At 57.4% G+C, this 13,907-nt stretch carries 12 protein-coding genes and 1 tRNA gene; 9 read left to right on the forward strand and 4 right to left on the reverse strand.

The features are described 5' to 3' along the window. Positions 1-433: 433 nt before the first annotated feature. Positions 434-521 (reverse strand) — tRNA-Ser (locus tag BWI95_RS13965). Positions 522-758: 237 nt separating this feature from the next. Between BWI95_RS13965 and ghrA the strand changes: the two genes are divergently transcribed. From ghrA to BWI95_RS13995, 6 genes are all read left to right on the forward strand, one after another. Continuing rightward, the gene (gene ghrA, locus BWI95_RS13970; RefSeq protein WP_054803138.1) at positions 759-1,697 is read left to right on the forward strand and encodes a glyoxylate/hydroxypyruvate reductase GhrA; all 939 of its coding nucleotides are present in this window, start codon (positions 759-761) and stop codon (positions 1,695-1,697) included. Positions 1,698-1,779: 82 nt separating this feature from the next. Continuing rightward, positions 1,780-2,517: a phosphatase gene (locus tag BWI95_RS13975; protein WP_076769667.1), complete on the forward strand. Its 738-nt coding sequence runs from the start codon at positions 1,780-1,782 to the stop codon at positions 2,515-2,517. A gap of 20 nt (positions 2,518-2,537) precedes the next feature. Beyond that, a complete protein-coding gene (locus tag BWI95_RS13980) occupies positions 2,538-3,098 on the forward strand; it encodes a TorD/DmsD family molecular chaperone (protein ID WP_054803140.1) in 561 nt (186 codons plus the stop codon). A gap of 87 nt (positions 3,099-3,185) precedes the next feature. Then, positions 3,186-3,677 carry a DUF1097 domain-containing protein gene (locus BWI95_RS13985; protein ID WP_232374454.1) on the forward strand — a complete coding sequence of 164 codons (492 nt, stop codon included), beginning with the start codon at positions 3,186-3,188 and terminating at the stop codon, positions 3,675-3,677. A gap of 127 nt (positions 3,678-3,804) precedes the next feature. Further along, on the forward strand, positions 3,805-4,347 hold the full coding sequence (gene ymdB / locus BWI95_RS13990) for an O-acetyl-ADP-ribose deacetylase (protein WP_023481602.1): 543 nt from the start codon (positions 3,805-3,807) through the stop codon (positions 4,345-4,347). Further along, positions 4,280-5,773 carry a phospholipase D family protein gene (locus BWI95_RS13995; protein ID WP_076769669.1) on the forward strand — a complete coding sequence of 498 codons (1,494 nt, stop codon included), beginning with the start codon at positions 4,280-4,282 and terminating at the stop codon, positions 5,771-5,773. The genes ymdB and BWI95_RS13995 overlap by 68 nt, the downstream gene beginning before the upstream one ends. A gap of 20 nt (positions 5,774-5,793) precedes the next feature. Here BWI95_RS13995 and mdoC read toward each other — a convergent pair whose 3' ends face one another. Beyond that, entirely contained in the window at positions 5,794-6,942 is a 1,149-nt protein-coding gene (mdoC, locus tag BWI95_RS14000) for a glucans biosynthesis protein MdoC (protein ID WP_076769670.1), read from the reverse strand. A 275-nt stretch (positions 6,943-7,217) separates the two neighbouring features. Between mdoC and mdoG the strand changes: the two genes are divergently transcribed. The 3 genes from mdoG to BWI95_RS14015 all read left to right on the forward strand — a co-directional run bounded on the left by mdoG (position 7,218) and on the right by BWI95_RS14015 (position 11,569). After that, on the forward strand, positions 7,218-8,753 hold the full coding sequence (gene mdoG / locus BWI95_RS14005; protein WP_094420254.1) for a glucans biosynthesis protein MdoG: 1,536 nt from the start codon (positions 7,218-7,220) through the stop codon (positions 8,751-8,753). Continuing rightward, complete coding sequence (gene mdoH, locus BWI95_RS14010) at positions 8,746-11,274, forward strand: glucans biosynthesis glucosyltransferase MdoH (RefSeq protein WP_076769671.1); 2,529 nt, start codon at positions 8,746-8,748, stop codon at positions 11,272-11,274. The genes mdoG and mdoH overlap by 8 nt, the downstream gene beginning before the upstream one ends. Before the next feature lie 76 nt (positions 11,275-11,350). Further along, on the forward strand, positions 11,351-11,569 hold the full coding sequence (locus tag BWI95_RS14015) for a YceK/YidQ family lipoprotein (protein ID WP_373456967.1): 219 nt from the start codon (positions 11,351-11,353) through the stop codon (positions 11,567-11,569). Here the strand turns inward: BWI95_RS14015 and BWI95_RS14020 are convergent, their stop codons facing one another. Further along, the gene (locus tag BWI95_RS14020) at positions 11,570-11,944 is read right to left on the reverse strand and encodes a MysB family protein (RefSeq protein ID WP_094193033.1); all 375 of its coding nucleotides are present in this window, start codon (positions 11,942-11,944) and stop codon (positions 11,570-11,572) included. A gap of 79 nt (positions 11,945-12,023) precedes the next feature. Continuing rightward, complete coding sequence (locus tag BWI95_RS14025; RefSeq protein ID WP_076769672.1) at positions 12,024-13,775, reverse strand: enoyl-CoA hydratase-related protein; 1,752 nt, start codon at positions 13,773-13,775, stop codon at positions 12,024-12,026. Positions 13,776-13,907: the final 132 nt, after the last annotated feature.

Consider the following 13,907-nt stretch of genomic DNA (forward strand, 5'->3'; position numbering starts at 1 on the left):
ACGGGGCGCTACTATAGGGAGTTGCGCTGAAGCGGTCAAGCAGATTTTCAGCCGTGATGATTGTTCGCTTAAGGTGTGAGCAACGGCGTGGATTGGTGGCGGAAATGCCGGGATTTGCAGCGATAAAAATGCCGGATGGCGCTCACGCTTATCCGGCCTACGGAGCAGAGCAGGTTTGATGGTTGAGATGGCACAATTACGTAGGCCTGATAAGGCGCAGCCGCCATCAGGCACTGGCTCCGCTGCCGACGCGTGCACCGGGGGGGATTGACTCGCTTCGCTCGCCCTGCGGGCAGCCCACTCACTGCGTTCGTGGTCTGTCCAACGTGCTGTCGCCCGTTGTCGAACCCCGGTCGGGGATTCTCATCCCCCCTGTTCGGGGAATATAAAAGAAAAAAGCCCGTACTTTCGTACAGGCTCTCATCTTAAATAATGGCGGTGAGGGGGGGATTCGAACCCCCGATACGTTGCCGTATACACACTTTCCAGGCGTGCTCCTTCAGCCACTCGGACACCTCACCACATTGTTGTCCCGATGTCGTCGGGACGGGCGCTAATGTAGGGAAAACCAGTAACCGCGTCAATCTTCTTTTGCAATAAATTAGTGCGTTTAGACAAACTTCAAACAACCTGCTTCTTAAACGTTCTGAAAACGCTTTTTTTCTCGCCTTGGCACTTAAGCCACGCGCTGGAGAGGATATTTGTTATGCTTATCAGCCGCATAAAAATGCCTCACCCACAACAAGACTGGAGCGCCGATGGAGATCCTCTTTTATCACCCCTCATTCGATAACGCCTTTTGGGTGAAAGCCCTGCGAGAAGCACTGCCGGATGCCAATATCCGTGTCTGGACGCCGGGCGATAATGCCCCCGCCGATTACGCGCTGGTCTGGCATCCGCCCGTGGAGATGCTTGAAGGGCGGAAACTAAAGGCGGTGTTTGCCCTCGGCGCTGGCGTCGATGCGATCCTCGGGCAACTTAAGGCGCATCCGCAGATGCTCGACGCCGCAGTGCCGCTGTTTCGCCTTGAAGACACCGGCATGGCGCAGCAGATGCAGGAGTATGCCGTAAGCCAGCTGCTGCACTGGTTCCGCCGCTTTGATGATTACCAGGCGCTAAAAGGCGAGGCGAAGTGGCAACCCCTTGAGGAGTATGCGCATAAGGATTTTACCGTCGGCATTCTTGGCGCCGGGGTGCTGGGCGCAAAAGTCGCCGAAGCGCTCCGACCGTGGGGATTCCCGCTGCGCTGCTGGAGCCGCAGCCGAAAAGATCTGCCAGGCGTCACCAGTTTTGCCGGCGCGCAAGAGCTTGGGGATTTCCTGCACGGTACGCGAGTATTGATCAACCTGCTGCCGAACACGCCGGAGACCGCAGGCATTATCAATCATGCCTTACTGGCGCAACTGGAAGAGGGGAGTTATCTGCTTAACCTCGCGCGCGGCGTGCATCTTGTGGAAGCGGATCTTTTGCAGGCGCTTGAGAGCGGCAAAGTGAAGGGCGCGATGCTGGATGTATTCCGTGAAGAGCCATTGCCTTCGGATAACCCGCTGTGGGCGCACCCGCGCGTCGCCATTACGCCGCATATTGCCGCCGTGACCCGTCCCCATGAAGCGATTGATTATATCTGCCACACCATTCGCCAGCTTGAGCGCGGCGAGGCGGTGAGCGGTCGCGTTGACCGGGCGCGGGGGTATTGAGAGAGGCCCGGCCGCGCCGGGTTTTCATTAAACTGCATAACAATAGCTGCTATTCTTGCGCAATTGACTACAGGAGTGAGCCATGTACCCCGTTGACCTGCATATGCACACCGTCGCCAGCACCCACGCTTACAGCACGCTGCATGACTATATTGCCGAAGCGAAACGCAAAGGCATTAAGCTCTTCGCCATAACCGATCATGGCCCTGACATGGCCGATGCTCCTCACCACTGGCACTTTATCAATATGCGTATCTGGCCGCGGCTGGTCGACGGCGTCGGCATTCTGCGCGGTATCGAAGCCAATATTAAAAACCGTGCGGGCGAAATCGACTGCACCGGGCCGATGGTTGATGCGCTTGATCTGATCGTGGCCGGTTTTCATGAGCCGGTGTTCCCGCCGCAGGATAAAGCCAGCCATACCGAGGCGATGATCGCCACCATTGCCAGCGGTAATGTGCATATCATTAGCCACCCTGGTAACCCCAAGTTTGAGATTGATATTCCGGCGGTGGCCGCCGCGGCCGCGAAGTATGATGTGGCGCTGGAGATTAACAACTCCTCCTTTATCCATTCGCGCAAGGGCAGTGAAGCGAATTGCCGCGCCATTGCCGCTGCCGTGCGTGACGCGGGCGGCTGGGTGGCGCTCGGTTCCGACTCGCATACCGCCTTTACGCTGGGCGACTTCACGGAGTGCCGCAAAGTGCTGGATGAGGTCGGCTTCCCGGAGGATCGCATCCTGAACGTATCACCGCGCCGCATGCTGAGTTTCCTTGAGTCACGCGGTATGGCGCCGATTGATGAATTTGCTGAACTTTAAATACTGACTGGAACTACTGAATGAACGAATTTTCTATTCTCTGCCGCGTGTTGGGCTCGCTCTTTTACCGCCAGCCGCAGGATCCGCTGCTGGTGCCGCTCTACACGATGATCCGCGAAGGAAAGCTGGCAGAGAGCTGGCCGCTTGAGCAGGATGCGCTGCTGGAGCGTCTGCAAAAAAGCTGCGATGCCCAGACGCTGGCTGCCGATTACAACGCGCTGTTTGTCGGCGATGAGTGTCGCGTTTCGCCGCTGCGCAGTGCGTGGGTTGAAGGGGCGAGCGAAGCGGAGGTGCGCGAGTTTTTATCCAGCCGCGGCATGCCGCTGAGCGCTGCGCCGGCCGATCATATAGGTACGCTCCTGCTGGCCGCTTCATGGCTGGAAGATCAGTCAGCGGAAGATGAGAGCGAAGCGCTGGAAACCCTCTTTGCGGAGTACCTGCTGCCGTGGTGCGGCACCTTCTTTGGCAAAGTGGAAGCCCACGCTACGACGCCGTTCTGGCGCACGCTGGCCGAACTCTCCCGCGATGCGATTGCCGCTATGTGGGAAGAGCTTCAGGAAGAGTCAGAGAACGAAGAGTGATTTGAGTCACAAATAATTTGCAACGATGAGTTCGTTGTTTAAATTTATGTGGTGAATGTCACTTTGCAGCGGCGCGCATCTGCTATGATGCGCGCCATGAACAGACTCTTCGCACTCGCATTGACGACAGGTATCCTCTCCGGGCTCTGGGGCTGGGTTGCCGTCGCTTCAGGACTTTTAAGCTGGGCCGGTTTTCTCGGCTGTACGGCCTATTTCGCCTGCCCGCAGGGTGGGCTGAAGGGGCTTGCGATCTCTGCCTGCACGGTAATGAGTGGTGTCATCTGGGCGCTGGTGATTATGTACGGTAGCGCACTGGCTCCCCATCTTGAGATTGTGGGCTACCTGATGACCGGTATCGTGGCTTTTCTGATGTGTCTGCAGGCTAAAAACCTGCTGCTCTCTTTTGTTCCCGGCACCTTTATTGGCGCCTGCGCCACCTTTGCCGGGCAGGGCGACTGGAGAGTGGTAGTCCCTTCGCTGGCGGTAGGATTGCTGTTTGGCTATGCCATGAAAAACAGCGGTCTGTGGCTCGCTTCCCGGAGTCGTTCATCACGCGCGGCGGCAGTGAAAAAAGCGTAATTAGCCGTTCGCTTTCCCTCTCTTCCAGACAATATTTCCTGCCGGTTCGCTTGCGGCGCCACCATTTCCGTTGCGCCAGTATACACTTAGTGCATGTTCTCGGTTTTGCACCGACAAGGGAGCCATAATGGAATCACGTATGCAGGTTATTCAGGGGGATATTACAACCCTTGAGGTGGATGTTATTGTCAACGCTGCCAACGCGTCTTTACTCGGCGGCGGCGGGGTTGATGGCGCGATTCATCGCGCAGCCGGTCCGGCGCTGCTTGAGGCGTGCAAACAGGTTCGCCAGCAGCAGGGCGAGTGCCCGCCGGGCCATGCGGTGATCACCGCCGCCGGCAATCTTAACGCCAAAGCGGTGATCCACGCGGTCGGGCCGGTCTGGCGCGGCGGGAATGATAACGAAGCCCATCTGCTCGAAGATGCCTATCGCAACAGCCTGAAGCTGGCAGATGCGAACGGCTACGCCTCTATTGCTTTTCCTGCTATCAGCACCGGCGTGTACGGTTACCCGAAAGCGGCCGCGGCGGAGATCGCCATCAACACCGTTTCGGATTATCTAACCCGCTATTCTCTGTTACGGCAGATATACTTTGTCTGCTATGACGATGAAACTCTGCGACTCTATCAACGCCTACTCACCCAACACGGTGCCGACCCTGCACGCTGATTCCCGGCTTGGGCGCGCCGTTGCACCCGTTTGTGAGGCGCACCCCGGTCTTTGCGGCCTGCATATTCTCGATGACAGTATGGACGCTTTTGTCGCCCGCTACCGGTTAGCGGAGCTGGCGGAGCGCACGCTCGATGTGCAGTACTACATCTGGGAAGATGACACCTCCGGCCGCTTGTTGATGCTGGCGCTGCTTGCCGCCGCCGATCGTGGCGTTAAGGTGCGTCTGCTGCTGGATGATAACAACACCCTCGGCATGGATGGCGTACTGCGCCAGCTCGATAACCATCCCAATATCGAGGTGCGGCTGTTTAACCCTTTCTCCTTTCGCTCACTGCGTGCGCTCGGCTATTTAACGGATTTCGCGCGCCTTAACCGGCGGATGCACAATAAAAGTTTCACCGTTGATGGCGTGGTGACGCTGGTCGGTGGGCGCAATATTGGCGATGCCTATTTCGGCATTGGCGAAGAGCCGCTGTTTACCGATCTCGACGTGATGGCGGTCGGCCCGGTGGTGAAAGAGGTGGAGCGGGATTTCTTGCGCTACTGGAACTCGGCCTCGGTCTCGTCACTGCGCAGCGTACTCTCGCTGTCGCCGGAGGAGATTGCCGAACGCATTCGTCTGCCGGAGAGCTGGCGGGAAGATATCACCGCCGTGCGCTACCAGGAGAGACTCGCTTCTACGCATTTCGCCGCGCACCTTGAAAACGGCACGCTGCCGCTATTGTGGGCGAAAACGCGTCTGCTAAGCGATGACCCGCGTAAAGGGGAGGGCAAAGCGCGCGAGCACACGTTATTGCCGCAGCGACTGCTCAATGTGATGGGTAAACCGGACCGGCAGATTGATATTATCTCGGCCTATTTTGTGCCGGGGCGCGCGGGCGTTGCCCTGCTGCTACAGCTGGCGCGTAAAGGGGTGAAGATCGCCATTCTGACCAACTCCCTTGCCGCCAACGATGTCACTGTGGTGCACGCAGGCTATGCGCGCTGGCGCAAAAAGCTGCTGCGCCACGGAATTGAACTTTATGAACTGAAACCAACGCGCGGGGAAGCCCCCATTCACCCGGTGCATGACCGTGGTTTAACCGGTAACTCCGGCTCCAGCCTGCATGCGAAAACCTTCAGTATCGACGGTGAAAAGGTCTTTATCGGCTCGTTTAATTTCGACCCGCGATCCGCGGTGCTGAATACCGAGATGGGCTTTGTCATTGATAGTGAAACGCTGGCAACGCAGATCCACCACCGTTTTCTGCGCAGCCAGAAAGATATCACCTGGCAACTACGCCTTGACCGCTTTGGTCGTATCAACTGGATTGAACAGCAGGATGGCGAGGAGATTGTGCTGAAAAAGGAGCCGCATACCCGTCTGTGGCAGCGCATTCTGGTGCGCATGGTCTACTGGCTGCCGGTGGAGTGGCTGCTCTGAGGTCAGAGCAGCCAGCCGTTTTACCCGGCCTGCACCGGTGATTTCGCGGTCTTCTCCTGCGGCTTACCGGAGAAGAGGAAGCGAAGCAGCGGAATACGCAGGTGGATCTCATACAGCACGATGGCAATGCCAATCACAAACACCAGCCCGGTGAAAAAGCCCACCACGTTCGACTGAATATGCGGCGTAATCCATGCGCCGAACAGCAGCGTTAGTGGGTGATGCACCAGGTAGATAAAGAGCGAGGCGTTAACAAAGTAGCTGACGCGGGCAGACTGGAAATTGAGCAGCCGGTGGCCAAGCGAGAAGACCACATTCACCATCCAGAAGCCCATCAGCATGGTGATTACCGCTTCGGTTTCATACATCCACCCCTCACCGCTGCCGTAGCGCTGATTGAGCAGGTAAGCGACAAAGGCCAGCGCCGACCCCACCATGCACCAGGGCGATGGCGTAACAAACAGGCTTTTCAGACGCGGGCTGATAAAAGTCAGGGCGCCAAGCAGGAAGAAGGGGATATAAAACAGCGTCTGCATCACAGTGAAATTAAACAGCGCGTCGCGCAATATTTCCGGATAGAAGAGGAAAACGCCGCGACGAAATGCCGCCCAGGCGATACCCAATAGCAGAAACCAGACAGAAAGCTTGCCAAGCGAAATGTCGTTAAGCAGGCGATCGGCGTTGTTTTTGATGGCGCGGAATAACCACAAGCTGATCGTCGTTAATATAACGAGCACCAGCAGGAACCATAAATGGGAGATCAATTCCCATGACAGCGTATTGAATTTGTCATAAGTAGACAGGGTGTGCCAGTTAGCGGTGTTCTCCTTAACATGTTGCAACATAATAAATTGCGGCAACGTCAGTAGTGGAATAGCCGTCAACATGGGAATGCCTACGCGCTCAACGCGCACTTTCCACCAGCGTTTAAGCGGGTAGCGCAGGTAGAGCATATAGGAGAAGTAACCCGAAATGACGAAAAAGACCTGCATGCGAAAGGCGTGAATGAAGTCGTTAAACAGCGTCAGCCACCATGAAGGGTAGGTACTGTTGACATGCCACATATGGCTCGAGTAAATGAGGGAAATGTGGAACGGGATCCCAAGCAGCATTAACCACGCGCGGATGGAATCAAGGAAATATTCACGTTGTGCGGGGGATTTAGACATATATCTCCGTGCATTCTCAGACTTTTCGTCTTATCCATAAGACAAATAATGATTACATTCCAAACCAACCCTACACTATGTCAGATAACCTGTCTCCAGGATAAGACTGCAAAAGGAAATGGGGGGCCGGATGCATTTGTTTAATCAATGAACGGTACCTGAGAACAAAGCAGGGATTCGGTTGTCGGATTGCCAGAGTTTCCATTAAAATGGATCGGATCGATTTAAGCACACAAAGGGGGAAGTGCTTAGTTATTATGAAACCTAAATTACGAATGATGAAAATGCATTGGGTAGGGGCAGCAGTACTGTTGTCACTTTATACGTCATCAGGCTGGGCCTTTTCTATCGACGATGTCGCAAAACAGGCGCAATCCCTGGCTGGCAAGAGCTATGAAGCACCCAAAAGCAATCTGCCCTCGCTGTTCCGCGATATGAAGTATGCGGACTATCAACAAATTCAGTTCAACCATGATAAAGCTTACTGGAACAAGACCAACACACCGTTCAAGCTTGAGTTTTATCATCAGGGGATGTATTTCGACACGCCGGTAACCATCAACGAAGTGACCGCGACCGCCGTGCATCAGATTAAGTACAGCCCGGACTACTTCAACTTCGGCAACATTCAGCACGACAAAGATACCGTTAAGGATCTCGGCTTTGCCGGTTTCAAAGTGCTTTACCCCATCAATAGCAAAGATAAAAACGACGAAATCGTCAGCATGCTGGGCGCGAGCTACTTCCGCGTGATTGGCGCGGGCCAGGTCTATGGTCTCTCCGCGCGCGGGCTGGCGATCGATACGGCGCTGCCTTCCGGCGAAGAGTTCCCGCGCTTTAAGGAGTTCTGGATCGAGCGTCCGAAACCGACCGACAAGCGTCTGACCATCTATGCGCTGCTCGACTCCCCGCGTGCTACCGGCGCCTACCGTTTTGTCATTATTCCGGGCCGCGACAGCGTGGTTGATGTCCAGTCTAAAGTCTATCTGCGTGACAAAGTGGGCAAACTGGGCGTTGCGCCGCTGACCAGTATGTTCCTGTTCGGGCCGTCTCAGCCCTCGCCGGCAATCAACTACCGTCCTGAGCTGCATGACTCAAACGGTCTGTCGATGCTGGCCGGCAACGGTGAGTGGATCTGGCGTCCGCTGAACAACCCGAAACACCTGGCCGTCAGCAGCTATGCGATGGAAAACCCGCAGGGCTTCGGTCTGCTGCAGCGTGGCCGTGAGTTCTCCCGTTTCGAAGATATCGATGACCGCTACGACCAGCGCCCGAGCGCATGGGTCACGCCGAAAGGCGAGTGGGGCAAAGGGAAAGTCGAGCTGGTGGAAATCCCGACCAACGACGAAACCAACGACAACATCGTTGCCTACTGGACACCGGATCAGCTGCCGGAGCCGGGCAAAGAGATGAACTTCAAGTACACCATCACCTTTAGCCGTGACGAAGATAAACTGCATGCGCCGGATAATGCCTGGGTTAAGCAGACTCGTCGTTCAACGGGTGATGTGAAGCAGTCCAACCTTATCCGCCAGCCGGACGGTACCATCGCGTTCGTGATCGACTTTACCGGCCAGGATATGAAAAAACTGCCGCAGGATACGCCGGTAACGGCGCAGGCGAGCATTGGCGATAACGGTGAGATCGTTGAAAATGCCGTTCGCTATAATCCAGTGACCCAAGGTTGGCGTTTGACGCTGCGCGTGAAGGTCAAAGATCCGAAGAAAACCACGGATATGCGCGCGGCGCTGGTCAACGCCGATCAGCCCCTGAGTGAAACCTGGAGCTATCAGCTACCTGCCAATGAATAAGATAACTGAGTATATCGACGCGCTGCCGCTCCCCGAGGAGCGGAAAGCAGCGCTGCCGACGGATTCGATTCGCGGCGTGCATGAAGCGCTGGACGCGGAGCACACGGACTGGAAGCGTGAAGATGACACGCCGCTGGGATCGGTGACCGCGCGGCTGGAAAACAGCTGGCCGGATTCGCTGGCGCAAGGGCAACTGGCGAAGGACGACGAGGGACGCGCGCAGCTGCAGGCGATGCCGAAAGCCAAACGCTCCTCGATGTTCCCGGATCCCTGGCGCACCAACCCCCTTGGTCGCTTCTGGGATCGCCTGCGCGGTCGTGAGGTTCTGCCGCGCTACATGTCGCGTCTGACCAAAGAGGAGCAGGTTCGCGAGGAGAAGTGGCGTACCGTTGGCTCTATCCGCCGCTATATCCTGCTCGTGCTGACGATTGCGCAGACGGTGGTTGCGACCTGGTATATGAAAACCATCCTGCCTTATCAGGGCTGGGCGCTGATCAACCCTGCCGATATGGCAGGCCAGGATCTGTGGGTCTCCTTTATGCAGCTCCTGCCTTACGTGTTGCAGACCGGGATCCTGATCCTCTTCGCTGTCCTCTTCTGCTGGGTCTCCGCCGGCTTCTGGACGGCGTTGATGGGCTTCCTGCAACTGCTGATTGGGCGGGATAAATACAGTATTTCCGCCTCGACAGTGGGCGATGAACCGCTTAACCCGGAGCATCGCACGGCGCTGATCATGCCTATCTGTAACGAAGACGTCGATCGCGTCTTCGCCGGCCTGCGCGCCACCTGGGAGTCGGTGAAAGCCACCGGGCAGCAGAAGCACTTCGACGTCTATATCCTGAGTGATAGCTACAATCCGGATATCTGCGTCGCGGAGCAAAAAGCCTGGATGGAGCTGATTGCCGAAGTGCAGGGTGAAGGGCAGATCTTCTATCGTCGTCGCCGTCGTCGCGTGAAACGTAAGAGCGGCAACATCGATGACTTCTGCCGTCGCTGGGGCAGCCAGTACAGCTACATGGTGGTGCTGGATGCGGACTCGGTGATGACCGGTGACTGCCTGACCGGGCTGGTGCGCCTGATGGAAGCCAACCCGAACGCCGGTATTATCCAGTCTTCGCCGCGCGCGTCCGGTATGGACACGCTCTATGCGCGCTGCCAGCAGTTTGCTACCCGTGTCTATGGCCCGCTCTTTACCGCCGGTCTGCACTTCTGGCAGTTAGGTGAATCCCACTACTGGGGCCACAACGCGATTATCCGCGTGCAGCCGTTTATCGAGCACTGTGCGCTGGCACCGCTGCCGGGTGAAGGCTCGTTTGCAGGCTCTATCCTCTCCCACGACTTTGTGGAAGCTGCGCTGATGCGCCGCGCCGGTTGGGGTGTGTGGATTGCCTACGATCTGCCTGGCTCCTATGAAGAGCTGCCGCCGAACCTGCTTGATGAGCTGAAACGCGACCGCCGCTGGTGTCACGGGAACCTGATGAACTTCCGTCTGTTCCTGGTAAAAGGGATGCACCCGGTTCACCGCGCGGTGTTCCTGACCGGCGTGATGTCCTATCTCTCGGCACCGCTGTGGTTTATGTTCCTCGCGCTCTCGACGGCGCTGCAGGTGGTGCATGCGCTGACCGAGCCGCAGTACTTCCTGCAGCCGCGCCAGCTCTTCCCGGTCTGGCCGCAGTGGCGTCCGGAACTGGCTATCGCGCTGTTTGCCTCAACCATGGTGCTGCTCTTCCTGCCGAAGCTGCTGAGTATCATCCTTGTCTGGTGCAAAGGGCCGAAAGAGTACGGTGGTTTCTTCCGCGTCACGCTGTCGCTGCTGCTGGAAGTGCTCTTCTCCGTGCTGCTGGCGCCGGTACGTATGCTGTTCCACACGGTGTTCGTGGTTAGCGCGTTCCTCGGCTGGGAAGTGGTATGGAACTCGCCGCAGCGTGATGATGACTCCACTCCGTGGGGTGAAGCCTTTATGCGTCACGGCTCGCAGCTGCTGCTGGGCCTGGTGTGGGCAGTGGGGATGGCGTGGCTGGATCTGCGCTTCCTCTTCTGGCTGGCACCGATCGTCTTCTCGCTGATCCTCTCGCCGTTTGTGTCGGTGATCTCGAGCCGCTCAACGGTCGGTCTGCGTACCAAGCGCTGGAAGCTGTTCCTGATCCCGGAAGAGTACTCTCCGCCGCAGGTGCTGGTCGATACCGATCGCTATCTGGAGCTGAACCGCTCACGCTCGCTGGAAGATGGGTTTATGCATGCCGTATTTAACCCCTCCTTCAACGCGCTGGCGACAGCGATGGCGACCGCGCGTCACCGTGCCAGTAACGTGCTGGAGATTGCCCGCGACCGTCACGTTGAGCAGGCGCTGAATGAAACGCCTGAGAAGCTCAACCGCGATCGTCGTCTGGTGCTGTTAAGCGACCCGGTAACGCTCTCGCGCCTGCACTATCGCGTCTGGGAATCACCAGAGCGCTATTTGTCCTGGGTGAAGCACTACGAAACGTTGTCGCTTAATCCACTGGCGCTGAAGGCGAAATAAGCCATCATTAAGAAAATACCGGCATTAGCCGGTATTTTTTTATCTGCATAATCAGAAGGGGAACGCGGTGAGAGTGATGCTGGTGGTTGTCATGGTGTGCGTATTAAGCGGCTGCGGCAGTATTGTCAGCCGGACGATCCCAGGCCAGGGCCACGGGAATCAGTACTACCCCGGTGTGCAGTGGGACGTACGTGACTCCTCATGGCGTTTCCTGACCGTGCTGGATCTGCCGCTCTCGCTGGTGTTCGACACCCTGCTACTGCCGATAGACGCCCAGCACGGCCCCTACGAGTAATTAACGCTCGTCCCACTCGTCTGCCGCAGCCTGACCCTCTTCGGTGTCCAGCGGCGGCTCGAGCTGGAATTCGCCCTCATCCCACTCGTGCAGAGTGTTCTCTTCCAGCCACTCCTGACGGATCTCGATCTCGTCAAAGTCGCCATCAAAGACGCTCTGTGCTGCTTCGCCGCTGTACATCGGCAGGCACTCGCCCGGTTGCTCTTCGTCGGCAAAAAATTCTGCCTGCCAGACGATATCGCCATCCTGCAGCACATACTTCTGGACATTGAACTGTTGCACATTGAGGTCATCTTCATCGACGTCGGGGTTGTTAGCGATAAACGCTTCGCGCGCCGCGTCAATGGCTTCGGCCAGAGTTGTGTAATAGTTCAGTTCAGAATCAGCCATGTAAAACGCTCCTTGATAACGATATAAGACATGCAGAAATCTATAGTCGCTGGTTATGCCAGCGTCAAACTTCCTCTTCACTTTTATCGCGGCGCAAACCGGCCAAGTGCGCTGCTACCGCGGCGTTATGGCGCTGCAAATGTTCCGGGGTCTGACAGGGCGGCTGCTTTATCACAAACGCGGTACGACGAGAGGAGAAGTGAAGATCGTCGGCAAAAAAGTTGCCCCGCATCCTGCTAAGCTCCTCCCGGCGATACGCATCCAGGGGACGCCCGCGGCGCATCGCCTCCTGCGCGCGCGCTTTTGCCTTGTGTGAATCGGGCAGGGCGGCAGGCGCAATCATCGCGCTGGCATGGCTTACCACCGTCTCAAGAAACGCCTCGCGCGGGATATCAAGCACCGAGTCGACGAGGCCGAGTGCCGCCGCCTGCCTGGCGCTAATCGGCAGGCAATTCTCACTCAGCGCCACCGCCGCTTCAGCGTCCGCGCGCCACGGTAGGGTTAAGGTCCAGAACTCCGACCCGTGCAGCCCCATGGTTTTGTAATGCGGATTAATCACCACGCCCGCCCGCATAAATACGCGATCGGCCGCCAGCATCAGCATCGCGCCGCCCGCGCCGGCATTGGCATTGACCGCACTTATCACCAGCTTGTCGCGACAGGTGAGGATCGCTTCGGCAAAGTCATCGATCGCGTTGATCGACGCCCATCCCTCTTCGGCAGGGTTAGCCGCCACATGAACGGAGTTAAGCTCAATGCCGTTTGACCAGAAATCATCCCCACCGGCGAGCACAATGGCATCCACGCTGCTATCTCCGGCAGCGCGCGCAAAGAGCGCGGTGAGGTTCTGCGAATCACGGACGGTAAATGCGCCGTTGAGTAGCGGGAAATGAAGAATGGCGACACGCCCGCGCGTCTCAAGCCAGGGCTTGTTGGGGTGCTGCGCATCAAGTACCGGCAGCGAAGCGCACGCTGCGAGTTCGTCCCGCAGCGCTACCGCGGCGGGAAGTTTGACCTGCGCACAGGCGTGTTTGTCACTGCGGCGCAGGTGACCGATCCACAGCGCGCCATCGAGGGTTGCCACACAGAGCGCATCGCCGTCGCGGGCAAAAATCTCTCCGACGTGCCCACGTCGGCTGGCAACAGTTGCCTCAGCCTGCCAGGCATTAAATACCCGCACCGGCACGCCTGCTAACTGTGTTGGCGCACCGGGCAGGCTGTCGCTGGCGCGGATTTTACGCAGCAGCAGGTCGGTGGGATCGCACTGCCAGTCAAGGGTGCGCGCGCTTATCGGCAGCGCTGCTCTCTCACGGCCGCGCGTTGTGGCGCGGTCATAATCAAGGGGATCGCCATGCTGCTGGCCTTGCTGTAACTTCGCGATCAGCTCCCACAAACAGGCGACGGCAGCATCGGTAACCAGATGGCGGTAAATACGGCTTTTCGCCAGCGGCGGCAGGGGGAAGGTACGCGTCGCCCAGATGTCGCCCGCATCCATCACCGCGTTGGCTTCCAGCAGGGTTACACCCCATTCGTGCCACCCTTCAAGGATGGCCCAGTCAAGGGAGCTGGGGCCGCGGTCGCCGACAATACCCGGGTGCAGGATAAAGCATCGGAAGCGTTGCCAGATGCAGTCAGGGATAGCCCGTTTCAGAAACGGTGCGACGATAATGTCAGGCGGGTTCGCCGCAAGCCGCTGTTCAAGCGCGTCATCGCCGGTAAACACCTCAACGGTAACCTGATGACCGGCATCGGTGAGTTCGACAAAAAAACGTTGTGACAGGCCATTAAAGGCGCTGCAAAGCAGAAAAATATGCATGACTTTCCATCCTGGAAAAGGTGTTCCGGTAGGTGATTACTCACCCACTATTTTTTTTCAGGCCACGGGAAAAAACAAGCAGAGCGGCGGTGATGCTGCCAGGCAACTTCTCGCCCTGGCGTGAAAACTCTG

Source organism: Kosakonia cowanii JCM 10956 = DSM 18146 (assembly GCF_001975225.1).
Lineage (GTDB): Bacteria > Pseudomonadota > Gammaproteobacteria > Enterobacterales > Enterobacteriaceae > Kosakonia > Kosakonia cowanii.

Bases quoted from the DNA above. Each gene is read 5' to 3' on its own strand.
- BWI95_RS13980 (WP_054803140.1), top strand. From the start codon at position 2,538: ATGAACGAATTTTCTATTCTCTGCCGCGTGTTGGGCTCGCTCTTTTAC.
- BWI95_RS14025 (WP_076769672.1), bottom strand. From the start codon at position 13,775: ATGCATATTTTTCTGCTTTGCAGCGCCTTTAATGGCCTGTCACAACGT.
- mdoC (WP_076769670.1), bottom strand. From the start codon at position 6,942: ATGTCTAAATCCCCCGCACAACGTGAATATTTCCTTGATTCCATCCGC.
- mdoG (WP_094420254.1), top strand. From the start codon at position 7,218: ATGATGAAAATGCATTGGGTAGGGGCAGCAGTACTGTTGTCACTTTAT.
- ghrA (WP_054803138.1), top strand. From the start codon at position 759: ATGGAGATCCTCTTTTATCACCCCTCATTCGATAACGCCTTTTGGGTG.
- ymdB (WP_023481602.1), top strand. From the start codon at position 3,805: ATGGAATCACGTATGCAGGTTATTCAGGGGGATATTACAACCCTTGAG.
- BWI95_RS14015 (WP_373456967.1), top strand. From the start codon at position 11,351: ATGCTGGTGGTTGTCATGGTGTGCGTATTAAGCGGCTGCGGCAGTATT.
- BWI95_RS13975 (WP_076769667.1), top strand. From the start codon at position 1,780: ATGTACCCCGTTGACCTGCATATGCACACCGTCGCCAGCACCCACGCT.
- mdoH (WP_076769671.1), top strand. From the start codon at position 8,746: ATGAATAAGATAACTGAGTATATCGACGCGCTGCCGCTCCCCGAGGAG.
- BWI95_RS13985 (WP_232374454.1), top strand. From the start codon at position 3,186: ATGCGCGCCATGAACAGACTCTTCGCACTCGCATTGACGACAGGTATC.
- BWI95_RS13995 (WP_076769669.1), top strand. From the start codon at position 4,280: ATGACGATGAAACTCTGCGACTCTATCAACGCCTACTCACCCAACACG.